Source organism: Pseudomonas sp. GW821-FHT01E05, assembly GCF_059422425.1.
The window spans coordinates 210810-233632 of the sequence record NZ_JBWKWW010000005.1; the positions used below are offsets into that span (position 1 = coordinate 210810).

Sequence of the window (22823 nt, forward strand, 5' to 3'; positions counted from 1 at the left end):
CGTTCACCTATTCAACCATCCGATCATTTCATTGGCGAGTGCTGAATTTTTTTCAGCATCCAGTGAAGTTCACGTTATTGCTCAAGGCGGGCCTGGGGAACAAGCTGAGTCATCGATTCGATTCGGATCGACCCAATAACAACAATCAGAGGTACCCTCCCATGCTTCTTCAAGGCAAGGTCGCGATCATCACCGGTGCAGCTTCAGCACGTGGCATTGGCCGGGCAACAGCGATCACTTTCGCGCAACAAGGCGCCCACGTCGTGATACTGGATCTGGATGAATCCGCCGCACGTGATGCCGCAACTTCCCTGGGCGAAGGCCATCTCGGGCTCGCAGCCAACGTCGCTGACGAATCGCAAGTTCAACAGGCAGTCGCCAAAATCATCGAGCATTTCGGCCGCATCGATATTCTCGTCAACAACGCCGGCATCACCCAACCACTCAAGACCCTGGACATCCGCCCTGCCGATTACGACAAGGTGCTGGACGTCAGCCTGCGCGGCACCCTGCTCATGTCACAGGCAGTGATTCCAACCATGCGTCAACAGTCCTCCGGCAGCATCGTGTGCATGTCGTCCGTTTCCGCTCAACGGGGCGGTGGCATTTTCGGTGGCCCTCATTACAGTGCCGCCAAAGCGGGCGTGCTGGGTCTGGCCAAAGCCATGGCGCGCGAACTCGGGCCGGACAAGGTACGCGTCAACTCGATTGCTCCCGGGTTGATTCACACCGACATCACCGGCGGCCTCATGCAGGACGAGCGCCGGCACGCGATCATCGACGGCATCCCCCTGGGACGTTTGGGTGAAGCTCAGGATGTCGCCAACGCGGCGCTGTTTCTGGCCAGCGACCTGTCCTCCTACCTGACCGGCATCACTCTGGATGTGAACGGCGGAATGCTGATTCACTGAGCACACCTGGCGGGCCTCGCGGCCCGTGCGGTTCTGGATCGACGATGCAGCCGGGCCTTATGGCTTGGCGATCAATAAAAACAAGAGATCAGACCTCATGACAACCCTGTCGCTCGAAGCGGTTTCGACCGTGCGCTCCAACGCCTACCGTAAAACCGCGTGGCGCTTGATGCCTTTTCTGATGCTGTGCTACCTGTGCGCTTACCTTGATCGGGTCAACGTCGGCTTTGCGAAGTTGCAGATGATGAACGATCTGTCGCTCAGCGAAACGGTCTACGGACTGGGCGCGGGCATGTTCTTCATTGGGTATTTCCTGTGCGAAGTGCCGAGCAACATCATTCTGCATCGGGTGGGTGCGCGCATCTGGATTGCGCGGATCATGATCACCTGGGGCATCGTGTCTGCCCTGTTCGCCTTCGTCGAAACCGCCTGGCAATTCTATGCACTGCGCTTTCTGCTCGGCATTGCCGAAGCTGGTCTGGCGCCTGGACTGTTGCTGTATTTGACCTACTGGTTTCCGTCCTACCGTCGCGCCCGTATGACCGTGCTGTGGTTTATCGCCATTCCGCTCTCCGGGATGGTGGGCGGGCCCCTCTCCGGCTGGATCATGAACCATTTCGCCGGTATGCATGGCTGGGCTGGATGGCAGTGGATGTTTGCCCTGGAAGCCGTTCCCACTGTCGTGGTCGGATTGCTGGTGCTGAGCTACCTCAAAGACGGCGTGCATCAAGCCACCTGGCTCGACGACGAAGAGAAAGCACTCATCAGCCGGGAGCTGGCCGAGGATGAGGGCAAGAAGGTTACCCACGCCTCCCCTGGTGCATTCATCCGTGATCGGCGTCTCTGGTTGCTCGCCGCCATCTACTTCTGCGTGGTGATGGGGCAATACGCAATCACCTTCTGGCTGCCGACCCTGGTGCGTAACGCAGGGGTTTCCGATCCGCTGAAAATCGGCCTGCTGACCAGCCTGCCCTACCTCTGCGCGATTGTGGCCATGCTGTATGCCGGACGCAGTGGTGACAAACATCGCGAGCGCCGTTGGCATCTCATTGTACCGATGATCGTAGGTGCTATCGGGCTGAGCCTGGCGGCTCTAATGGGGGGAAATGTGACGCTCTCCATTCTCAGCCTTTGCCTGGCCGCTTCCGGAATTCTGTCCGCCACGTCGCTGTTCTGGATGCTACCCACCACGTTGCTGGGTGGCGTATCCGCTGCCGCGGGCATCGCGGCCGTCAACAGCTTTGCCAACCTCGCGGGCTTCTGTTCGCCCTATCTGATTGGCTGGATCACCACACTGACCGGCTCCAGCGCCATTGGCATGTATCTGATCACCGGCGTACTGGTCGGCGGCGCCTTGTTGGTGCTGCGCGTTCCCGCCGCCCTGGTCAATCGTTGAGTTAACGGAGTTTTCACCATGACGACTAATCCTTCATACGTTTCATCCAAAACCCTGGTGGAGCGCGCCCACAATATTCGCCGCCACGCGCTGCGAATGGGTCAAGTCCAGGGACAAGGCTATGTCGGCCAAGCCCTGGGGGCCGCTGACCTGCTGGCAGTGTCCTACTTCCACGCGCTGAGCTATCGGCCCGAAGACCCCGAATGGGAAGAGCGCGATCGCTTCTACCTCTCGATCGGCCACTACGCGATTGCCCTGTATGCGGCCTTGATCGAAGCGCAAATCATCCCGCTCGACGAGCTTGAAACCTACGGATCGGACGACAGCCGCCTACCCATGTCGGGCATGGCCACCTACACCCCGGGAATGGAAATCACCGGAGGCTCACTCGGCCAGGGCTTGGGCATCGCGGTAGGTGCCTGCCTGGGCCTGAAGCGGAAAGGATCGCCCTCCTTCGTCTACAACCTGCTATCGGACGGCGAACTGAATGAAGGTTCGACCTGGGAAGCGGTGATGTCGGCGTCTCACTGGAAGCTCGACAACCTGATCGCGATTGTCGACGTCAACAACCAGCAAGCCGATGGTTACTCAAGTGAAATCCTGTCGTTCGAGCCGATCGTGGATCGCTGGCAGGCATTCGGTTGGTTCACCCAGCGCGTCGATGGCAATGACCTTGATGCATTGGTCAGCGCATTCGACGCCGCCCGCAGCCACCCTGGAACCCAACCACGCGTCATCATCTGCGATACCCGCATGGGCAAGGGCGTGCCGTTTCTGGAAACCCGCGAAAAGACACATTTCATCCGCGTGGAAGAACACGAATGGGATCTGGCGCTGAACAACCTTGAAGAAGGAAAAAACCAATGAGTAACGCAGCCAACACTCCGACCTCGACGGGCGAACCGGCAAAAAAACGCCTCACCACCTCGGCGATGATCGCCTCGATCGCCTCCGAAGGCCAAGCCACCAAGTCGGCACCTTTCGGGTATGCGTTAGCCGCGCTGGCGGATCAGCGTCCGGATATCGTCGGCATGTCCGCCGACTTGTCCAAGTACACCGACCTGCACATCTTCGCCAAGGCGCATCCAGATCGCTTCTATCAAATGGGCATGGCTGAGCAACTGCTGATGAGTGCGGCGGCGGGGATGGCTCGGGAGGGCTTCGTTCCCTTCGCCACAACCTACGCGGTTTTCGCCTCCCGTCGCGCCTACGACTTCATCTGCATGGCGATTGCCGAGGAAAACCTCAACGTCAAAATCGTCTGTGGATTGCCTGGCCTCACGACCGGCTACGGCCCAAGCCACCAAGCCACAGACGACTTGGCGATCTTCCGTGCCATGCCCAACCTGATGATCGTCGATCCGTGCGATGCACTGGAAATCGAACAGGCAGTGCCCGCCATTGCAGCGCATCAAGGGCCCGTCTACATGCGTTTGTTACGCGGGAATGTGCCGCTGGTGCTGGATGAATACGGCTACAAATTCGAGATCGGCAAGGCCAAGACCCTTCGCACCGGCAACGATGTTTTGATCATATCCACGGGCTTGATGACGATGCGCGCACTGGAAGCTGCCAAGCAGCTGCAGGCCGACGGAATTGATGTCGCCGTGTTGCACGTGCCGACAATCAAACCACTGGATGAACAGACCATTCTTGCCGAAGCGAGAAAAACCGGTCGATTGGTAGTGACCGCAGAGAACCACTCCATTATCGGTGGGCTAGGTGAAGCCGTTGCCGGGGTATTACTGCGCAATGGGGTGACACCAACCTTCAGGCAAATCGCCTTGCCCGATGCGTTTCTGGATGCGGGTGCATTACCGACGCTGCATGATCGCTACGGCATTTCGACTCAGGCTGTCAGCGCCCAAATCAAAGCCTGGCTTTGACCGCAGACACCGGCAGCACCCACAACATAAGACTCAATCGAACAGTTTGAAAACCTGAATCTGCCCCCAGATAGCGGCCTATGGAGACAGCGGTCGCTATTCATATACGTGCAAGTCCCCTGCCCCGCGAGCATCGACACCGCAGCATCGGTTCCGAGGCCAAGCCTTTAACGGCTGGTAGCGCCATGCAGAAAAAACTGCATAACCTGCGTCGCCATACCCACCCGGGCAACCCGCCCACGCCGTTCTGCATCGACAAATCCGTAAATGATCGAGGCAAACATCTCCGTCAGCACCTGGGCACTGATGTCGATGCGAAACACCCCTTCGTGCTGACCGCGCAGGAAGAAATTGTCCAGCGCGTCCGAATAAGGCTTCCAGCGACTGCCGCCTGCGCATTCATCCAGCGAATCAGGCCGCCACTGGAAGGCCAGGAAAGTCAGTAGTTCACGATGGGTCAAATGATTTTCGATAAGGCGCTGGAGGGCCTCAAGAGGCGGTGCCTCCTGCAGGTTCGCGTTATCCATGACCTGATTGATCACAATAGAGCCGTAATTGAACAGCATCTCAATGAGATTGTTACGCGTGCCACAGAAGCGATTCAACGTGGCCTTGCTCACGCCTGCGGCTTCGGCGATGTCTTTGAACGTCCCTGCCGGGTGATCGACCATGGCAATCGCCAGGGCCTTCAACAGTTTCTCGTTCGCTGCGGATAAATCCATTAGGTGTTTCTTCGATTATCAGAATGACGTGCGGGCCATTGTCCAGAAATAGCCCAGCTTCTCAAGCACAACGACGAATCCGCTCACAAAAGAACCAAATGAGTCAATATTGACTCATTTGACAAAACAAACAATCATTTGCATCTTTAGCAGCTAACGGGCCTGGCCCAGGTGAAAGATGAGTACGTCGCGCAGATGGCAAGTGGTTCCGGTACTCCCTTTATTGGCCGCATTGAGCCTGGCAGGTTGTGAACAGCCGCCGCAGGGTTGGGGCGGACCCGGGGGGCCGCGTGAAGTCGAAGCCATGACAGTTAGCAGCGAACCACTGACCCTGATCGCACAATTGCCGGGACGTGTAGAGCCGGTGCGCGTTGCTGAAGTGCGCGCACGGGTAGCGGGCATCGTGCTGGCTCGGCATTTCGAGGAAGGCGCGGATGTAAAAGCCGGTGATCTGCTGTTTCAGATCGACCCGGCGCCGTTCAAGGCAGCGCTTTCGCGGGCTCAGGGCGAGCTGGCCAAGACCGATGCAGCGCTGTTCCAAGCCCAGACGACCGTCAAGCGTTACGAACCGCTGGTCAAGATCGAGGCCGTAAGCCAGCAGGACTTCGATACCGCCAAAGCGGCCCTGCAAAGCGCCCTGGCAGCCAAGCGCTCGGCCCAGGCCGATATCGAAACAGCCAGGCTGAATCTGAGCTACTCCACAGTCAAAGCCCCGATCGCCGGGCGCATCGGCCGAGCCCTGGTCACCGAGGGTGCATTGGTCGGTCAAGGCGACGCGACCATGATGGCGCGCATCCAGCAGCTGGACCCGATCTACGTCGACTTCACCCAACCCGTGGCCGATGCCTTGCGCATGCGCGCCGCCATCGAACAGGGACGCCTTACCGGCAACGCTGAAACCCCGCTGACCCTGAGTGTCGAAGGCTCAGAGCACCAGAGCCAGGGCGAACTGTTGTTCTCCGATGTCGCCGTGGACCGCACCACCGGCCAGATCTCCCTGCGCGGGCGCTTCGCCAACCCGGGAACGGTGCTGCTGCCAGGCATGTACGTGCGCGTCAGTGCGCCACAAGGCCTGGACAAGGCCGCCATCCTGATACCGCAACGCGCCGTGCAGCGCTCCGCGGATGGTCAGGCACGGGTGCTGGTCATCGGCCAAGACCAGACAGTCGAAGCCAAACCGGTGAGCACCGGCGCCATGCAGGGCTCCCGCTGGCAGATCACAGAGGGATTGGCCGTGGGCGACCAGATCATCACCGGCGCAATGACCGGCATCAATCCTGGCGACAAAGTCATTGCCAAATCGCTGACCACCCAACAGGCCAAGATCCAGTAAGGGCCCGGCACTCGAGGAAACGACATGTCTCAGTTTTTTATCCGACGCCCGAATTTTGCCTGGGTCGTCGCGTTGTTCATCATGCTCGCCGGTCTGCTGGTCATCCCTTTGCTTCCGGTGGCCCAGTACCCGGTCGTCGCGCCACCGCAGATCACCATTACCGCCAACTACCCGGGCGCCTCGGCGAAAGTCCTGGTGGATTCGGTCACCAGCGTCATCGAGGAAGAACTCAATGGCGCCAAGGGCCTGCTCTACTACGAGTCCACCAGCAACTCCAACGGTACCGGCGAGATCGTCGTGACCTTCGAGCCCGGAACCAGCCCACCTCTGGCGCAGGTCGACGTCCAGAACCGAATCAAGAAAGCCGAGGCGCGCCTGCCCAAGGCCGTGCTTGATCTGGGCCTGCAAGTCGAGCAGGCCAGTTCCGGCTTCCTGATGATTTACACTCTGAGCTACAAGGGCGACAGTGCAGGCAAAGATACCGTCGCCCTGGCTGACTATGCCGCGCGCAACGTCAACAATGAAATCAGTCGAGTCAAGGGTGTCGGCCGACTGCAGTTTTTCGCCGCGGAAGCCGCCATGCGGGTCTGGATCGATCCGCAGAAACTGATCGGTTATGGGCTGTCCATCGACGATGTGAATGCAGCGATCCGCACGCAGAACGTGCAGGTACCGGCTGGCAGTTTCGGCAGCACTCCCGGCTCATCGCAGCAGGAACTGACCGCGACCCTGGCAGTCAAGGGTACGCTGGACAATCCGGAGGAGTTCGGCCATATCGTCCTGCGCGCCAAACAGGACGGCTCGACTGTGCGCCTGGCCGATGTGGCACGCATCGCCGTGGGCAGTCAAAGCTACAACTTCGAGTCGCGCCTCAACGGCAAGCCTGCCGTTGCCGCCGCGGTGCAACTCGCCCCCGGCGCCAATGCCATTGCAACCGTGGCGGCAGTCAAACAACGCCTGAACGAACTGTCAGTCAACCTGCCCAGCGATGCCGAGTTCTCCGTTCCCTACGACACCTCGCGCTTCGTCGACGTGGCCATCGAAAAAGTGATCTACACCCTGATCGAAGCCATGGTCCTGGTGTTTCTGGTGATGTTCCTGTTTCTGCAGAACATCCGCTACACGTTGATCCCGGGCATCGTGGTGCCGGTCTGTCTGCTGGGCACGCTGACCTTCATGTACTTGCTGGGTTTCTCGGTGAACATGATGACCATGTTCGGCATGGTGCTGGCCATCGGCATCCTGGTGGACGACGCCATAGTGGTCGTAGAGAACGTCGAGCGGATCATGGCCGAGGAAGGACTCAGCCCCGCTGCGGCGACAGTCAAGGCGATGGGCCAGGTGTCGGGCGCAATCATCGGTATCACCCTGGTCCTGTCGGCGGTGTTCATGCCGCTGGCCTTCATGTCCGGCTCGGTGGGCGTGATCTACCAGCAGTTTTCATTGTCGCTGGCGGTGTCCATTCTGTTTTCAGGCTTCCTGGCCCTCACCTTCACCCCTGCGCTGTGCGCCACTTTGCTCAAACCCGTTCCGACTGGTCATCACGAAAAGCGCGGTTTCTTCGGCGCGTTCAACCGTGGCTTCAATCGCCTCACGCAGCGCTATGAGCGGCTCAACACCACGCTGGTCAAACGCACCGGGCGCTACATGTTGATCTATGCGGGCATCGTCGCCCTGCTGGGCTTTTTCTACCTGCGCCTGCCGGAATCCTTCGTTCCGGTGGAGGATCAGGGCTACCTGATCATTGATGTCCAGCTCCCTCCTGGCGCCACTCGAAACCGCACCGACCTGACGGCCCGAGAACTGGAACGCTACACGATGTCCCGGGACACCACAGCCTCGATGACCATGTTGCTGGGTTTCAGCTTTTCCGGTCAGGGCGAAAACGCCGGCATCGCCTTCCCGACGTTGAAGGATTGGTCGGAACGCGGAAAGGGGCAGTCAGCAGCGGATGAGGCGGCAGCCTTCAACCAACGGTTTGCCAGCCTGAATGACGGCACCGTCATGGCCGTGAGCCCGCCGCCGATCGAGGGTATGGGCACTTCCGGCGGATTCGCCCTGCGCCTGCAGGATCGCGCCGGACTCGGCCGAGAAGCCCTGCTGGCAGCGCGTGACCAGTTGCTGGGCAAGGCCAACGGCAATCCGAAGATTCTCTACACGATTATGGAAGGCCTGGCAGAAGCACCGCAGTTGCGCCTGGATATCGATCGGGAGAAGGCCCGAGCGCTAGGAGTGAGTTTCGATTCGATCAACAACGCTCTGTCAACGGCATTCGGCTCCACGGTGATCAATGACTTCGCCAATGCCGGCCGCCTGCAGCGCGTTGTGGTGCAAGCCAAACAGGCCGCCCGCATGACACCCGAAAGCGTGCTCAAGCTGCATGTCCCCAACGACAGCAACGCCTTGGTGCCGCTGAGCTCGTTTGTTTCTACCCGTTGGGAGGAAGGCGCGGTACAGATCGCCCGCTACAACGGCTACCCGGCCATCAAAATCGCCGGAGATGCGGCGCACGGCGTCAGCACCGGCGAAGCCATGGTCGAGCTGGAACGCCTGGCCGCCGAACTTCCACCGGGTATAGGTTACGAATGGACCGGCCTGTCCTATCAGGAGAAGGTCGCCAGCGGCCAGGCCTTGACGGTCTTCGCCTTGGCCTTTCTGGTGGTGTTTCTGTTACTGGTCGCGCTCTATGAGAGTTGGGCCATCCCGTTGACGGTGATGCTGATCGTACCGGTAGGCGCTCTGGGCGCCGTGCTGGCCGTCACTGCCGCCGGCATGCCCAATGACGTCTACTTCAAGGTCGGCCTGATCACCATCATCGGCCTGGCGGCGAAAAACGCGATCTTGATTGTCGAGTTTGCCAAAGAACTGTGGGAGCAAGGCATGCCCGTACGCGAGGCGGCGATTCAGGCCGCGCGCCTGCGCTTTCGCCCCATCGTGATGACCTCCATGGCCTTTATCCTCGGCGTCGTGCCGCTGACCCTGGCCACCGGAGCCGGCGCTGCCAGTCAGCGGGCCATTGGCACCGGGGTGATTGGCGGCATGCTCAGCGCCACCTTGCTGGGGGTGATTTTCGTGCCGGTGTTTTTCGTCTGGGTGCTGTCCTGGCTGCAACGCAAACCCCAACCATCAGTCTCTGGCGAAACCCGGACCACGGAGTAACCCCATGCAGTCGAATAACTTCCGCTGGTCCACCGTAGCGACACTGAGCGTCGTACTGGGGGGCTGCTCGCTGGCCCCTGATTACCAACGGCCCGAATCACCGGTTGCGGTGCAATGGAGCGACGCCGCGGCGCAAACGCCCGGCACCGCCGCCGTCGATGCCGACACCCTGAACTGGCAAGCCTTTATCGTCGACCCACAGCTGCGCCGGGCCGTGACGGCCGCCCTGGATAACAATCGCAGCCTGCGCCAGGCGCTGCTGGACATCGACGCGGCGCGCGCCCAGTACCGGATCCAGCGCGCCGACCGAGTACCGTCGCTCAACGCGATCGCCAGCGGCAATCGCCAGCGCCTGCCCGGTGACCTTTCAACCACAGGCAACCCGCAGGTCAACAGCACTTATCAGGTCGGCCTTGGGCTGAGCGAGTTCGAGCTCGATCTGTTCGGTCGAGTGCGCAACCTGTCCGACGCGGCGCTGGAACAGTACCTCGCGACCGCAGAAGCAACACGTGGCACACAGATCGCCCTGGTGGCCGAAGTCACCCAGGCCTACTTGACCCGTGACGGCGCACAACGGCGCCTGGCACTTACCCGACAGACCCTGGAGACGCGCATGGCCTCGCTGGAACTGGTGACCCAGCGACGCAAGGCCGGCACCGCCACTGCACTGGATTATCAAGAGGCCCTGGGGCTGACCGAACAGGCCCGGGCCGAACTGGAGAGCACCGATCGAGAGCTGCGCCAGGCCGGGCATGCCCTGCAACTGTTGATCGGGACCCAGGATGCAGCGAGTTACCTTCCCGCCAGACCGCAGGATGAGCTGTTGGTGGTGCAGGACATTGAACCCGGCACCTCGTCGACGCTGATCGAACGGCGCCCGGATATCCTCGCCAGCGAACACCAACTCAGGGCGCGCAATGCCGATATCGGTGCCGCCAGGGCAGCCTTCTTCCCGCGCCTGTCACTGACTGGCTCGGTCGGCAGTTCCAGCAAGGAGTTGTCCGGCCTGTTCGACGGCGGCTCGAACGCCTGGACCTTTGCCCCGAGCCTGTCGCTGCCGATTTTCGTCGGTGGGCGTAACCGCGCCAGTCTGGACCTGGCCAAGGTGCGCAAGGATTCGGCAGTGGCCAACTACGAAGGCACTATCCAGAACGCTTTCCGCGAGGTCGCCGACAGCCTCGCCGCCACCGACACGCTGCGCCGCGAGGAAGTCGCCCGCCGGGCCTTGGCCGACTCCAGCCAGGAAGCGCTGAAACTGGCCAGGGCCCGTTACGAAGGTGGCCTGGACACCCACCTGCGTTACCTGGATGCCCAGCGCAGCGCCTTCAGCGATCAGTCCACGCTGATTCAGGTCAGCACCGAACGGCAGATCGCACTGACTAACCTGTTCAAAAGCCTGGGCGGTGGATGGCGCGTCGATGCAGCCGAAAATCGCAATAACTGAGCCCAGCCGCTTATCGTCGACCACCCCAGGAGGGTCAATGCACACTGAAAGTGATTATCTGAAGATCGGTCCCAGCGAGCTCGACGCAACTTCTCTAGCGGCGTTGGTCCAGGGGCAGCCCCTGCCCCTCTGGTTCAGCGGTGTCGACTTCAATGGACAGGAGCTGTCTCGGGTCAACCTGCAAGGTGCACGCTTCGAACGCTGCTTCTTCCCGGGCAGCAATCTGACCGCTGCGAAACTTGATAATACCGAGTGGTTGAATTGCCGAGCAGCACACGCGATATTTCGTTCGGCAACCTTGGTCGATGCAAAATTCGTTAGCTCCGATCTGAACAATACCCAGTGGCAGCGCAGCAAGCTGGCTCACGCATCCTTTGACGGCTGCAAGCTGACAGGCGCCAATTTCATTGATACCTCTACCCTGGGTTTGAGTTTTTCCGATTCAGTGCTGCGCAGCGCCTGCCTGTCTGGCCTTTCATTCTACAAATCGCAGTTGCGTGGCCTCGACTTTGCCGACGCCGACCTGAGTGACTGCGACTTTCGTCATGCCGTCTTTCTTGAGGGGGGAAGCTTGTCGTTGGCTCGGGTCAATAATGCTCGCTTTGACCAGGCTGATTTGCGGGAGGCGAGTCTGGATGGACTGCGCCTTGTCGATGCGAAGATGTTCAAGGGCGCGATTATCTCGAAAAGCCAGGCGGCGATGCTGCTATCAGGGTTAGGCCTGACAGTGTTGTAGCGCGGCTCTGTCGTTTACATTACTCATGGGAATTGAGCCGCTGGCAACCCACAGTCAAGCGGCGATCGAATTGTTCGAGCGTCAGGGTTTCCAAAACACCAAAGAACGGATCGCCAACCAGACTGGGGTCTTGGTGTCCGAGGTCTTCAAGTACTTCGGCAACAAGCAGGAAATCATGCTGGACATCCTGCGCGATGCCGACAAACTTGCACTCCAAGACCTTCGAAACCCTATCCAGTCAATGGACAATTCTAGTTATTAGTTAGCCGTTGAAATTCCGCAACATTCTCGGCTGTGATAAGGCGATAGGGAATAAACAAACTCTGTTCAACTGTTTTTTTATCAATCATTTTTATGGCGGCCTCCAGAGCACCTTCTGATTGACCTCTAGCATCCTGGAATACGGATACCGTCATAAGGCCTCGTTGAATCGCGGCCAACCCGTCGGGAGTACCGTCAACCCCTCCAACAAAAACTTCCTTTATGCCTGATTGACGTAGTGCCATAGCCGCCCCAATCGCCATTTCATCGTTATTTGATAAAATCGCGTCAATTTTTTTACCGGCCACCAACCAATTATTTGTAATATCCATACCCTTTTCACGGAGCCAGGAACCACTCTGCTCCTCGACTAAATTAATATTCGGATACTTGGCCAGGACCTCCTTAAAACCAGCCGTACGACTGTGAGTCGCATTGTTGGCCAAGTCCCCCAACAAAATGGCCACTCGACCTTTGCCATCCAGCTTCTGAGCCAAGAATTGCGCTTGCATTCTCCCAGACTCCTTGTCATCAGAGGTCACTGTTACTACGCCGTCAGGCAGCTGAGGCTTATCGGGTCTCCGGTTAAGGTAAACCAACGGAATTCCTGCTTTGACGGCCGATTCAGTAATGGCGTCCGTGGCACCGGTATCCACCGGATTGACTATGACGGCATCGACTTTCTGGCTAATGAAGCTCTGAACCTGGTTTAATTGTTTGACTACGTCATTCCGTGCATCTTCAAACTGTAGATCCACCCCTTCCTTTTTGGCCCGACTGCTTAAATAATTTCGCAAGGCCGTTAGATAAGTATCATCAAATGTCGGCATACTGACACCGATTCTGAGCTCAGCCAGCACAGAAGTACTCATCAGCAGCAACATCGCAGAAGCCAGCACGCGAGACTTGATATGCATATTTACAACTCCTATTTTTATTGTTGGTGTTTGTACGTTATCAAAACAATTAGAGCGCAATAAAAAAGAGGCTATCGGGGGTATTTATCAGATCGCAGTGTCGCGCAAACCCGGGCCATCACGGCGCCGCATCAGTTCCTTGAGGCGTTTGCGCAGTAGCGCCGATTGATACCAGTGGGCCGATACCAGGCTTTTTTCCGCCGCTCGGGCGGCTTCGGGACCGGTCAATCGGTAGTCACGGGATAAAGGCTGGATGACATGTACAAAAGCCAGACCGGGTTCGGACATGTTCTTATTCTCCGCAAGCTTGATGGTTTCAGGCGCTTGCATGGATGTGGAATCACATCGCTGGAGAAAATATAGGGGACCGGGAAATTGCACTCAATCCCTTGCACCGATTCCCTATCAAGCTTTCATCCGGCCCCTATAGAGCTTGATAGTTTTCTATCAAGGCACTCCTGGGGCTCGCCATGAACAGGCGCACACGTCCCACCATCACGACCGTCGCCGAGCAGGCCGGCCTGAGTGTCGCGACCGTCGACCGGGTGTTCAACACCCGTGCCCCGGTCAATCCGCAAACCGCCGAGCGAGTGTTCCAGGCAACCAAGGCAGTTGCGAGAGCGTGCTCCGGCGGCCTTCCTTCAGGCTCAGCCTGCGGAACTCGACCCACTGATTGAACACCGCTTCGAAGGTATGCTCTGCCGCGCTACGAACAGCACGGCGTTGCTGTTTACGGTGCTCATAGGGATTGATGCCTTGGGCAACCAAGGCACGTGCCTCATCACGACGGATACGCGCTTCTTTGAGGCTGATTTGGGGCTTGCAGGTGTCTTGTAGCCGCTGCCGAAGGCTGCGCCAAGGTCCGAAGGACCTTCTTGCGAGAGCTCCGAAGGATCTTTCGCAGCCAAAAGCACGACCGCTTCGCGCTCGAGCGCAGCCTGTCGGCAGCGGCTACAGGATTTGCGCAGTCATCTGGTTTTCATGACTGACTAGTATTAGGCCAAAGCCTCTTTTCTCAATGCCAGACACAAATCATGCGCACACAAAAACGCCACTCTATTGAGTGGCGTTTTTGTAAATCCTGGAGTGGGAAACGAGACTCGCATCTGGCGTCCGGCCCATTGAAATCCAAGGGGTTTCTGTTATTCCTGAAGCAGGAAAAGACTCAATTCTGGACTTGTTTTTTGGGTGTATCAAGAACAAAAAAGGAGTGATCCCAAGCCACGCTATTGGATTCTACCCATAGCCACCCGGACGCCCGATTATCAACCTGGCGGTGTCAATTGCACAGAATCAACAGGAGATGAGTCCTCACCAAAAATACATTTCACGTCCACCGCAAGGGTCTTACGTCATTTAAAACACGATAACGACACGGGCTCCTGGACAAATATCCAAACAAAACTCAATAGAAACCCTAGGCGTCGGCAAAGCATTCGGTCCGGCTGACAAGCAAACTTCCGGTAATGAGTAGCGCCACATTGTCGCCTGCGGACCTCCCTGCTACCGGAGCGCCCTTGGCCAGGCCCTCGAAACGCCCCATGGCAGGTCTCGCTGGCATTTTCCTCGCGGCCATGATGGCGGGGTTGAACAGCCGCGTCGGCGCATTAGCGCTGGCAGATGTGCGCGGTGCACTCGGTTTTGGCCTCGACGACGCCTCCTGGCTGACCACGGTGTACAGCGCCGGGGAATTGATTGCCATGCCATTTTCGGCGTGGTTTGCCATTACGCTCTCGGTCCGTCGCTTCGAACTGTGGATGCTCGGTACTTGCACGCTGCTGGCGGTGATCCTGCCCTTCATCGTGGAATATGGGTTGGCCCTTGTAGGAAAAGCGGCTGGTACCGTCAGGCATCAGCCCTTTGCCCTGAGTCGCACGAATTTTCTGGCAGAGATTGGTCTTCCCGGACATGCAGGATTTGCACTTGCCGCATTCCGGGGTGTAGAGCGGGATCACGTGATCGCCCACCGCTACGGAGGTAACGTCCTCGCCAATGGCCTCGACGACACCGCCGCCCTCGTGACCGAGGATAGCCGGAAAGATACCATCCGGATCGGCGCCGGACAGGGTAAAGGCGTCGGTATGGCAGACACCGGTTGCGATAATGCGGACCAGCACCTCACCGGCTTGCGGAGGCGCCAAATTGACTTCAACGATTTGCAGAGGCTGGTTGGCCGCGAAGGCTACGGCGGCTCGCGATTTGATTATTATCTTTATTCCTGGGTGCCAAGGGGCACTTCGCAATTGGGCGAAGAAAGAACATGAATGGGATTGTGCTGACGGGGATCACGCAAAGTGATGCTGCAACGATGGTAAGAGACAGGGCATCCATGCCCCTATAGCGAGCTAGAGCGTTGCGTCGATTTTTTTCGCAGCAGCTTCACTTACCCAGGTGTGCCAGATTTCCGGGTGCTCTTTGAAGAAAATTTTGGCCAGCTTGGGAGAATCAATGTGCTCCTTGGTCATCCGAGCCAAGTTCTGATTTAACAGGTCGATCGGCAGATTGACCTTCTCCAGCACCGTAACCAGTTCTGGCGCCTGCTGATGGAAGACGCTGGACAGACCCACTTTGATGCTGATCTTTTTGTCGATGCCTGGCTTCTCTTCCAGCTTGACCAGATCAACTTGCCCCATCAGCGGCGTCGGCGACCAGTAGTAGAACAGAATAGGCTCGCCACGCTTGTAGCTCGACAGGACTGCGGCATCCAGGGCCGGGCCGGTACCTGGGCGGAAGTTGGTGTAGCTCGCTTCGAGGCCGTAACTTTTAAGCATTTCACTGTTTTCCAGTTCGCAGGTCCAGCCGGCCGGGCAGTTGTAAAAACGGCCCTTGTTCGGCTCTTCCTGATCCTTGAAGAGTCCAGCGTATTGGGTCAAATCGGCGATTTTTTTCAGGTCGGGTGCCTTGGGCTTGAGGTTGCGTTTAACATCACCCTCGACCACATAACGCGGCACATACCAGCCTTCGGCTGCACCGATAATCGGTGCGCCGACACCCACTACCTTTCCGGTATTGGCTGCCTTGTTCCAGACCTCACTTCGACCGACCCACTCTTCAGCTAACACTTGAATGTCGTTGCTGCTCAAGGCGTTCTCCATGGTGATGGAATTGCCCGGCAACGTATCGATATCACAGCCGTAGCCATCCTTGAGCACTATCTGCAACACGTCGGTGAGCAACATGCCGCTTTCCCAATTGAGCCCGGCGAATTTCACCGGTTTACCCGACTCGCACCAACTGGCGGCCTGGCTCGCAGCACTACCAGCCAACAGACCAACGGAAAGCAAAGGGACTACCAGACTTTTTTTGATTTTCACAATCGCACGCTCCAACACAGTGAACAGGGTTATGGCAGTGCAAGTGTTCGCCACGTCAGTGGCAAACATCTGTCATCAACGTGAAACTCAAGCTCCTTGATGTATCGTCGGGAACCAATCTTCGCGCAGTCTCTGACCGGTCTGCATCGCATGCCCTGGATACGGTGGAGAGGTCCGTCCTGGACGCTCGATGTAACGTATATCGTCGCCCAGCCAGCGAAGCGACAACACACGTCGACGCTGCGCTGACGCATTGCCTCTGGCGCCATGTACCGTCCGAAAATCGAACAGCACCGCATCGCCAGGTTGCATCTCCCACTCCAGTACGTGCATGCCCTCTTCCGTGTCGGGATTGGGCGCGTCCCGGAATCCGTCTGCGTCCCTGTAAAAATCGCTTTGATCGGCCCAGTGGACGGGTTTTATCCCTTTCTCCCACCGATGTGAGCCTGCAAGAAGTCGCAGCGTCGACTCGCGTACCGGGTCCACAGGTATCCAGAAACTGACGTTCTGGTTGCCTTCGACGAAGTAGTAGGGGATGTCTTGATGCCAAGGCGTGGCTTTCTGCGCACCCGGCTCCTTAACCAACACATGATCATGGAAGAACTGCGCCGAACGCGAACGCATGACCGCCGCAGCGACGGAGGCGGCAGGTGACTGCTCCACCATTGCACGAAACTCTGGAACACGCTGCCAGTTGCAATAGTCATCGAAAAAGCCGCCCGGCTTGTCATCCTTCTCGACGTATTTACTGGCATAAACGCCCGGCTCGGCGAGGTTACGTTCAATACCGGCGGCGATGGTCTCGATCCAGCCACTGAAAATGCCGCGCAGGCAGACCGCTCCATCGCGCTGAAAGGCCTCGATGTCTTTTTCATTAATGGTGTATGAGCTGTGTGTCATGACCTGAAACTCCCAGAAGCAAAAAATAAAGGTGGGCGCGGGACAAATATTTCATGACACTCAACAATGATAAAATAATATGTATTGATTTATCACCCAAGAAAATCTTATGAAGTTCAGCCTGCGACAACTCCGTTACGCACTCGCTGCAGCCAAACACAGCAATCTCACGCTGGCTGCCGAAGAGTTGCACGTTTCCCAGCCATCGATATCCACGGCCATTACCGAATTGGAGACCCTTTTCGGCCAACCACTCTTTGTTCGCCAGCGCGGGCTTGGCGTGTCCCTGACGCCCTTCGGCCGCACGGTGATGGCTCAGGCAAAACGCGTCTTGGCCGAGGCTCGGACCTTTTCGGATATCGGGAGCAATAGCAGCGAGTTTGCCGGGGAACTGGTACTGGGGTGCTACGAGGACCTGGCTCCATATTGCCTGCCGCAGATTCTGAGACGCCTCCAACAAGACTATCCTCAGGTCACTGTCGATATGCGCGAAGGCGGGTTCGAATATCTGGGCAAGCGTCTCGCTGAGGGCACTTTGGAGCTGGCGTTGACGTACGATCTGGGGTTGCCGGCAAATATGGAATGCATAGAGCTATGCCAGCTGACCGCCCATGCCCTACTGTCTGCTGATCACCCGCTGGCAAACGAGACCCGTGTCAGTCTGGCAGCGCTAAGCGAATGCAATCTGGTGGTGACTGATCAAATTCATAGCTGGCAGCACGTGCTGGACCTGTTCAACTTCTATGGACTCGCGCCCGACAGAGTCCAGCGCACACACAGCTTCGAGTTTCAACGCAGCCTTGTTGCAAACGGATTCGGTGTGGCGCTGACCTATACCAGACCCTTCGGCGACCATAGCTACGATGGTCAGCCTCTGGTCTGTCGCCCCATACGGGAAGAGCTGCCCGCTCAGCGCATCGTCTTAGCCTATGATCAGCGCTACCCTTTAACGCCACCTGCTGAAGCGTTCAAAATGCAAGCCGTGACCTGGTTCAAGGAACGACTGCCGTTTGCGTCAAATTGAATATTCCGCAGGGGCCATCCGCATCCAGCACTGCTCGTCCGGATGAAAACCGGACGAGCCATTGGTTCAATGCCTCGTCTTGCGCTCCAGTAAACGCACGCCGAGTGACAGCGGATAACACAGCGCAAAGTAGATCGCGCCCACGAGGATGTAGATCTCCAGCGGCATGAAGTACACGCTACTCAAGTCCTGAGCCCGCAGCATTAAATCCGGCGCCGCGATCAGCGAGGCAACCGAGGTATCTTTCAACAGCGAGATCGCCACATTGCCAATCGGCGCCAGCACAATACGAATGGCTTGGGGCAACACAACCCAGCGCAACACCTTGAGATGAGGCATACCAATCGCTTTCGCCGCCTCCACCTGCCCCTTGGGCACCGCCTCCAGACCCGAACGGTAAATCTCCGACAGGTAGGCGGCAGCATTCAGCCCCAACCCGATCATCGCTGCCTGGAACGAGCTGAACTGAACGCCGATTTCGGTCAGGCTGAAGTAGACGATGAACAACTGCACCAGCGCCGGAGTACCGCGAAACACTTCGATGTAGATCAGCGCCGCGCGCCGCAATGCCCGATTGCTCGAGAGTCGCGCCAGCGCCACCAGCAGACCGACGATCAAGCCAATGACCAGCGCACCGAATGCCAATTGAAGAGTGGCCCAGGCCGCTGCAAGAAGTTCGACATGGGTTGCTTCCCACAGGTCGCCATAGCCCATATCAATTCTCCTTGACGACTTTGAGCCGCCGTTCGGTCCGCGCTGCCCAGTGGGAAAGTACCAGGCTTAACACCAGGTAGATGATCGCCAACAGGAAGTAGATCAGGTTGGTCTGGTAGGTTTCGCTGACCAGCATCCGCGCCTTGAAGGTCAGCTCCGGCACCGCCGCCGCTGACGCCAGAGACGTGTCCTTGAGCAGACCAATGGCGAAATTGGCCATCCCTGGAATGGCGACCTTGAACGCTTGGGGCAGCACGATGATGCGCATCGCCAGGGAGCGGGTCATGCCGATGGAAAACGCCGCTTCGCTTTGCCCACGATCGATGGTGCGGATGCTCGAACGGAACACTTCCGAAAGAATCGCCGCACCGTTGAGACCAAAACCAATGATCGCCGCACCAATCGCCGGCAACGTGATTCCGATGTAGGTGAGCCCGAAGTACAGAATGAACAGCTGGGTCAGGATCGGTACGTTGCGAAACACCTCCAGGTACACGCTGGCGATCAAGCTCAGCACCCGGCTGCGCGAGAGCCGCATCAGCGCCAGGCAAAACCCCAACAGCGCAGCCACAACGAACGCAGCGGCAGTCAGACCGACGGTGGTCAGCGCCCCGATGCCCAGCACATTCAAAAAGTACGGCAGCATCTCGATGGCTTTGTTCAGTGCGGTGGAATCGAACATCAATCAGTGCTCCTGCACGGCGCGGATGAAGGAGCGGGTACGTTCGATCTGGCTCTCACGGAAAATCTGCCGGGGCGGGCCTTGCTCGACAATGTTGCCGTCGGCCATAAAGATCACCTGATCGGAGACGCTTTCGGCGAAATGCATTTCATGGGTCACGATAATCATCGTCATGCCCTCCTCCGCCAGCTTGCGCATGACGGTCAGCACTTCGCCCACCAGTTCCGGATCCAGCGCCGAAGTGGCCTCGTCGAACAACATCAGCTTGGGTCGCATCGCCAGCGCCCGGGCGATGGCGATGCGCTGCTGTTGCCCACCCGAGAGCTGTTCCGGGTACACGTCACGCTTGGCGAACATGCCCACCTTGTTCAGCAGATCCTCGGCAAGTTCCACCGCTTCGGCGCGACTGCGTTGTTGCACCTTGAGCGGGCCGAGGATGATGTTTTCCAGTACCGAGAGGTGAGGAAACAGGTTGAAACGCTGGAACACCATGCCGATCTCGGTGCGCATCCGCGCCAGCTCCTTATCGCTCATGGGCACTTTTCGTGTGCCCACCAAACGCTGGCCGATCAGTTCGTTATCGATGTAAATGTCACCTTTGGTCGGCTCTTCGAGGTAGTTGACGCAGCGCAGCAAGGTGGTCTTGCCCGACCCGCTGGGCCCGATGAGCGAGATCTTCTGGCCCTGCTGTACGTTGAGGTCGATGCCTTTGAGAACGTCCAGGCTACCGAAGGACTTGTAGAGCCCCTCGATCCGCACCAGTGGAGTTGATTCAGCCATGAGCAATGTCCGTAAGTGGATGACGCAAACTATGATCGCGACGTCGACTCAGGCGAAGGCCTGACTGAAATCTCGCGGCGTATGCTCGAACGGCCCGATGAGGTTGCCCTTCTCGTCCCGATCCACGCCGATGCGCGGGTCCTTGGCTGGAGGCACGAGGTAGTCGGGGTTCTTGATCCCGTACTTGGCGAGGATCGGTTTGATCTGATCGGTACTCTTGAGCCAGCGCAGGCCCTGGTTCACGCCATCGAACAAGTCCTGGTTCTGCGGATGAACGCCCCAGATCGCCTCGAACTTGGCGGTCAGGCTGGGGAATTTTTCATCGTAGGACATGGGGATTTGTTTGAGCTTGAGGCTGGGGTCCTGAAGGATCATGTAGTCGATGGTCGGGGCATCCAGCACGGCAAAATCCAGCCGTCCGGCGCGCACGTCTCGAAGGCAGGAGTCGGTATTGTCGTAGAGTTTGACCTCCTTCACGCCCTCGATTTTCTTCATGTCCGGGATGGTGAAATAGCCGGTAATGGCGCCGATGGTGCGACCCTTCACATCGTTCACGGTGATCGAGGTTTCGAACGGCTCGCTGTCGCGCATGATCACGTAGGCACCGGTGTAGAACACCGGGTCGGTCAACAGCAGGATCTTCGAACGCATCGGGTTCCAGGCGAAGTTGCCGCCGAACCAGTCGGCGCGTCCCGACCTCACCGCTTCCACCACCGCTGGAAAACCCATGGTCAGGACATCGAGCTTGAGTTCGAGGCGGTCGGCGATGAGCTTGATAAGTTCCAGATCGGTGCCCACGGGTGTACCTTCGCGCAGCGCCCCCAGAGGCATGTCGCCCAGGCAGGCCGCGGTCAGATAGCCGGGGCGCACGGTTTTGATCGGTTGCCCGGCAGCGAATGCGAGCGGCATCGGGCCTATCACGCTACCCAACAGGGCCGCCAATGAACCATAGCCAGCGGCTTTGAGGAGCCCGCGTCGGGAGAAACCTTGAGTATCAAACTTGAAATCGGACATAGATCACCTATTGGCAAATTATTGTTTTGGACCATTACAAGCCATACAACTCAACCGCCGTCCGTGGCTCGATCTCCCTGGGTTTCATGATCGTGTCGGCAAGCCCGCCAGAATGTCGATGGCATTGACGTGGGGCTTGCCAGCTTGCTGCCGGCGACGCTTGAGCAGCAGGTAAGCCGCGGATACCACGCCAAGACTGACCAGGCTGGCGAGGAACTGCGTACGCAAGGATTCTTGAAAAGCCATGGCTACCAAAACCCCCGCAATCACTGCCACCACAGCATAGGACAACCACGGAAACAGCCACATCTTGAGGGTCAGTCGCGCGGGCGCCGTGGCTTCTACCTGGCGTCGAACCTTGATCTGCGCCAGCGCCACTGCCAGATAAACGAACAACATCACCGCACCGGAAGCGTTGACCAGAAACAGGAACACACCCTCTGGAGAAATGATCGCGGCCATGATTGCGATGTAGCCGATCACACTGCTCAGCAGCACCGCCGCTCTTGGTACTTTGCGACCGGTGAGGGTCGACAGTTTCGCCGGTGCATCACCGCGCTGACTGAGGCCGAAGAGAATCCGCGAAGACACGTACAACCCGGAGTTCAGCGCCGAGAGCACGGCTACCAGCACCACCGCTTGCATGATCATCGCGGCGCCGGGAATGCGCATGACCTCCAGCGCCGCCACGAACGGCGAATGGCCGGCGACGATCTGCCCCCAGGGCACCACGCAGACAATCAGGAAGATCGAACCGACATAAAAGGTGATGACCCGGAAGATTACCGAACGGGTCATGTTCGCCACGTTCTTCGATGGATCGTCCGACTCAGCGGCGGCAATGGTCGCGATCTCGGCGCCGCCTACCGCAAAAATAACTGTGGGTACACCGGCCAGAATCGCACTCACGCCGTAAGGCATGAAGCCGCGGTCATTCACCAGATTGCCCAGCAGCGCGCTGGTGCTTGGGGCGAAACCGAAGAGGTAAGCGCCAACCACAAAGATGAAGACGATGATCGCGAAGACTTTCAATGAAGCGAACCAGTACTCGAATTCACCATAGGACTTCACCGACAGACAGTTGATGGCGGTCATGATCGCCAACAGACTCAGACCGATCATCCACGCCGGCAGCGGTATCCATTGCTGGAGGATATTGGCACCGACCACCGCTTCAACCGCCACCACGATCACCCAGAAGTACCAGTACAACCAGCCACTGGTGAACCCGACCCAATTGCCCAGGCCGATTCGGGCGTATTCGGTAAAGGAGCCGACACCGGGCAAGGCCACGGCCATTTCACCGAGCATGCGCATGACCAGCATCACCACGATGCCGGCAGCGAGATAACTGAGAAATGCCGCCGGGCCAATGGCCTGAATCGTTGCGCTACTGCCGACAAACAGGCCTGCGCCGATGATCCCGCCGAGCGAAATCATCGTGATATGGCGTTGGCGCAGAGCCCCGCTCAGCCGCTGTTCGCCTGATTTTTTAACGGATTGCCGGGCGTTGTTCATTGGATGACCTCCGCGTTGTTGGGTGAGGTCGATCGACCGGATAAATTCATCGAAGACTTTGCGCGAGGGGGACAACACACCGGATACTCTGTGCCGCCCGCTGACGGGCTGC

The 22823-nt window shown here is 58.3% G+C and carries 19 protein-coding genes and 4 pseudogenes; 11 read left to right on the forward strand and 12 right to left on the reverse strand.

Features of this window, described 5'->3' with window-relative positions; all coding sequences use genetic code 11:
• The first annotated feature begins 161 nt into the window (after positions 1-161).
• From AC07W5_RS12775 to AC07W5_RS12790, 4 genes are all read left to right on the forward strand, one after another.
• Positions 162-911 (forward strand): SDR family NAD(P)-dependent oxidoreductase, encoded by a 750-nt coding sequence (locus AC07W5_RS12775; RefSeq protein WP_495023518.1) that lies wholly within the window; start codon positions 162-164, stop codon positions 909-911.
• Between the two features lie 97 nt (positions 912-1008).
• The gene (locus tag AC07W5_RS12780; protein WP_495023519.1) at positions 1009-2307 is read left to right on the forward strand and encodes an MFS transporter; all 1299 of its coding nucleotides are present in this window, start codon (positions 1009-1011) and stop codon (positions 2305-2307) included.
• Positions 2308-2325: 18 nt separating this feature from the next.
• Positions 2326-3174, forward strand: a complete 849-nt coding sequence (locus AC07W5_RS12785) for a transketolase (RefSeq protein ID WP_495023520.1) — start codon at positions 2326-2328, stop codon at positions 3172-3174.
• Entirely contained in the window at positions 3171-4193 is a 1023-nt protein-coding gene (locus tag AC07W5_RS12790; protein WP_495023521.1) for a transketolase family protein, read from the forward strand. The genes AC07W5_RS12785 and AC07W5_RS12790 overlap by 4 nt, the downstream gene beginning before the upstream one ends.
• 167 nt (positions 4194-4360) lie before the next feature.
• Here the strand turns inward: AC07W5_RS12790 and AC07W5_RS12795 are convergent, their stop codons facing one another.
• Positions 4361-4915, reverse strand: coding sequence for a TetR/AcrR family transcriptional regulator (locus tag AC07W5_RS12795; protein WP_495023522.1), 555 nt, complete (start codon positions 4913-4915; stop codon positions 4361-4363).
• Between the two features lie 178 nt (positions 4916-5093).
• Here AC07W5_RS12795 and AC07W5_RS12800 point away from each other — a divergent pair, with 178 nt between their 5' ends.
• Genes AC07W5_RS12800 through AC07W5_RS12820 form a run of 5 tightly spaced genes read left to right on the forward strand, consistent with a single transcriptional unit; the run spans position 5094 to position 11849 of the window.
• A complete protein-coding gene (locus AC07W5_RS12800; protein ID WP_495023523.1) occupies positions 5094-6248 on the forward strand; it encodes an efflux RND transporter periplasmic adaptor subunit in 1155 nt (384 codons plus the stop codon).
• A 24-nt stretch (positions 6249-6272) separates the two neighbouring features.
• Complete coding sequence (locus AC07W5_RS12805; RefSeq protein ID WP_495023524.1) at positions 6273-9407, forward strand: multidrug efflux RND transporter permease subunit; 3135 nt, start codon at positions 6273-6275, stop codon at positions 9405-9407.
• A gap of 4 nt (positions 9408-9411) precedes the next feature.
• Positions 9412-10851 carry an efflux transporter outer membrane subunit gene (locus tag AC07W5_RS12810; RefSeq protein WP_495023525.1) on the forward strand — a complete coding sequence of 480 codons (1440 nt, stop codon included), beginning with the start codon at positions 9412-9414 and terminating at the stop codon, positions 10849-10851.
• Positions 10826-11587: a pentapeptide repeat-containing protein gene (locus tag AC07W5_RS12815; protein WP_495023526.1), complete on the forward strand. Its 762-nt coding sequence runs from the start codon at positions 10826-10828 to the stop codon at positions 11585-11587. Before AC07W5_RS12810 ends, AC07W5_RS12815 begins: the two co-directional genes overlap by 26 nt.
• A gap of 25 nt (positions 11588-11612) precedes the next feature.
• Complete coding sequence (locus tag AC07W5_RS12820; RefSeq protein WP_495023527.1) at positions 11613-11849, forward strand: TetR/AcrR family transcriptional regulator; 237 nt, start codon at positions 11613-11615, stop codon at positions 11847-11849.
• On the opposite strand, the gene AC07W5_RS12825 is transcribed toward AC07W5_RS12820, so the two are convergent.
• Complete coding sequence (locus AC07W5_RS12825; RefSeq protein ID WP_495023528.1) at positions 11839-12765, reverse strand: sugar ABC transporter substrate-binding protein; 927 nt, start codon at positions 12763-12765, stop codon at positions 11839-11841. The genes AC07W5_RS12820 and AC07W5_RS12825 overlap by 11 nt on opposite strands.
• Positions 12766-12855: 90 nt before the next feature.
• A pseudogene (locus tag AC07W5_RS12830) lies at positions 12856-13053 on the reverse strand (fatty acid desaturase); the annotation flags it as partial.
• A 182-nt stretch (positions 13054-13235) separates the two neighbouring features.
• Here AC07W5_RS12830 and AC07W5_RS12835 point away from each other — a divergent pair.
• Positions 13236-13379: pseudogene (locus AC07W5_RS12835) on the forward strand (LacI family DNA-binding transcriptional regulator); the annotation flags it as partial.
• Here the strand turns inward: AC07W5_RS12835 and AC07W5_RS12840 are convergent.
• The 4 genes and pseudogenes from AC07W5_RS12840 to AC07W5_RS12855 form a co-directional block, all read right to left on the reverse strand.
• Positions 13375-13587: pseudogene (locus AC07W5_RS12840) on the reverse strand (integrase arm-type DNA-binding domain-containing protein); the annotation flags it as partial. The pseudogenes AC07W5_RS12835 and AC07W5_RS12840 sit on opposite strands and share 5 nt — an antisense overlap.
• Positions 13588-14558: 971 nt before the next feature.
• Positions 14559-14972, reverse strand: a pseudogene (locus AC07W5_RS12845) (alcohol dehydrogenase catalytic domain-containing protein); the annotation flags it as partial.
• 138 nt (positions 14973-15110) lie between these two features.
• On the reverse strand, positions 15111-16079 hold the full coding sequence (locus AC07W5_RS12850; RefSeq protein ID WP_494993185.1) for an ABC transporter substrate-binding protein: 969 nt from the start codon (positions 16077-16079) through the stop codon (positions 15111-15113).
• An 87-nt stretch (positions 16080-16166) separates the two neighbouring features.
• Entirely contained in the window at positions 16167-16979 is an 813-nt protein-coding gene (locus AC07W5_RS12855) for a phytanoyl-CoA dioxygenase family protein (protein ID WP_495023529.1), read from the reverse strand.
• Between the two features lie 109 nt (positions 16980-17088).
• On the opposite strand from AC07W5_RS12855, the gene AC07W5_RS12860 reads away from it, so the two are divergent.
• Entirely contained in the window at positions 17089-18003 is a 915-nt protein-coding gene (locus tag AC07W5_RS12860; protein WP_495023530.1) for a LysR substrate-binding domain-containing protein, read from the forward strand.
• A 66-nt stretch (positions 18004-18069) separates the two neighbouring features.
• Here AC07W5_RS12860 and AC07W5_RS12865 read toward each other — a convergent pair whose 3' ends face one another.
• From AC07W5_RS12865 to AC07W5_RS12885, 5 genes are all read right to left on the reverse strand, one after another.
• A complete protein-coding gene (locus AC07W5_RS12865; protein WP_495023531.1) occupies positions 18070-18717 on the reverse strand; it encodes an amino acid ABC transporter permease in 648 nt (215 codons plus the stop codon).
• A gap of 1 nt (position 18718) precedes the next feature.
• The gene (locus AC07W5_RS12870) at positions 18719-19399 is read right to left on the reverse strand and encodes an amino acid ABC transporter permease (protein WP_493136927.1); all 681 of its coding nucleotides are present in this window, start codon (positions 19397-19399) and stop codon (positions 18719-18721) included.
• A gap of 3 nt (positions 19400-19402) precedes the next feature.
• On the reverse strand, positions 19403-20179 hold the full coding sequence (locus tag AC07W5_RS12875) for an amino acid ABC transporter ATP-binding protein (RefSeq protein WP_493136926.1): 777 nt from the start codon (positions 20177-20179) through the stop codon (positions 19403-19405).
• Positions 20180-20227: 48 nt separating this feature from the next.
• Positions 20228-21193 (reverse strand): ABC transporter substrate-binding protein, encoded by a 966-nt coding sequence (locus AC07W5_RS12880; protein ID WP_494993189.1) that lies wholly within the window; start codon positions 21191-21193, stop codon positions 20228-20230.
• Positions 21194-21277: 84 nt separating this feature from the next.
• Positions 21278-22711, reverse strand: a complete 1434-nt coding sequence (locus tag AC07W5_RS12885; protein ID WP_494993190.1) for an amino acid permease — start codon at positions 22709-22711, stop codon at positions 21278-21280.
• Positions 22712-22823: the final 112 nt, after the last annotated feature.

Bases quoted from the DNA above. Each gene is read 5' to 3' on its own strand.
- AC07W5_RS12855 (WP_495023529.1), bottom strand. From the start codon at position 16,979: ATGACACACAGCTCATACACCATTAATGAAAAAGACATCGAGGCCTTT.
- AC07W5_RS12865 (WP_495023531.1), bottom strand. From the start codon at position 18,717: ATGGGCTATGGCGACCTGTGGGAAGCAACCCATGTCGAACTTCTTGCA.
- AC07W5_RS12885 (WP_494993190.1), bottom strand. From the start codon at position 22,711: ATGAACAACGCCCGGCAATCCGTTAAAAAATCAGGCGAACAGCGGCTG.
- AC07W5_RS12805 (WP_495023524.1), top strand. From the start codon at position 6,273: ATGTCTCAGTTTTTTATCCGACGCCCGAATTTTGCCTGGGTCGTCGCG.
- AC07W5_RS12790 (WP_495023521.1), top strand. From the start codon at position 3,171: ATGAGTAACGCAGCCAACACTCCGACCTCGACGGGCGAACCGGCAAAA.
- AC07W5_RS12815 (WP_495023526.1), top strand. From the start codon at position 10,826: ATGCAGCCGAAAATCGCAATAACTGAGCCCAGCCGCTTATCGTCGACC.
- AC07W5_RS12880 (WP_494993189.1), bottom strand. From the start codon at position 21,193: ATGTCCGATTTCAAGTTTGATACTCAAGGTTTCTCCCGACGCGGGCTC.
- AC07W5_RS12785 (WP_495023520.1), top strand. From the start codon at position 2,326: ATGACGACTAATCCTTCATACGTTTCATCCAAAACCCTGGTGGAGCGC.
- AC07W5_RS12810 (WP_495023525.1), top strand. From the start codon at position 9,412: ATGCAGTCGAATAACTTCCGCTGGTCCACCGTAGCGACACTGAGCGTC.
- AC07W5_RS12870 (WP_493136927.1), bottom strand. From the start codon at position 19,399: ATGTTCGATTCCACCGCACTGAACAAAGCCATCGAGATGCTGCCGTAC.
- AC07W5_RS12860 (WP_495023530.1), top strand. From the start codon at position 17,089: ATGAAGTTCAGCCTGCGACAACTCCGTTACGCACTCGCTGCAGCCAAA.
- AC07W5_RS12825 (WP_495023528.1), bottom strand. From the start codon at position 12,765: ATGCATATCAAGTCTCGCGTGCTGGCTTCTGCGATGTTGCTGCTGATG.
- AC07W5_RS12795 (WP_495023522.1), bottom strand. From the start codon at position 4,915: ATGGATTTATCCGCAGCGAACGAGAAACTGTTGAAGGCCCTGGCGATT.
- AC07W5_RS12780 (WP_495023519.1), top strand. From the start codon at position 1,009: ATGACAACCCTGTCGCTCGAAGCGGTTTCGACCGTGCGCTCCAACGCC.
- AC07W5_RS12800 (WP_495023523.1), top strand. From the start codon at position 5,094: ATGAGTACGTCGCGCAGATGGCAAGTGGTTCCGGTACTCCCTTTATTG.
- AC07W5_RS12875 (WP_493136926.1), bottom strand. From the start codon at position 20,179: ATGGCTGAATCAACTCCACTGGTGCGGATCGAGGGGCTCTACAAGTCC.
- AC07W5_RS12820 (WP_495023527.1), top strand. From the start codon at position 11,613: ATGGGAATTGAGCCGCTGGCAACCCACAGTCAAGCGGCGATCGAATTG.
- AC07W5_RS12775 (WP_495023518.1), top strand. From the start codon at position 162: ATGCTTCTTCAAGGCAAGGTCGCGATCATCACCGGTGCAGCTTCAGCA.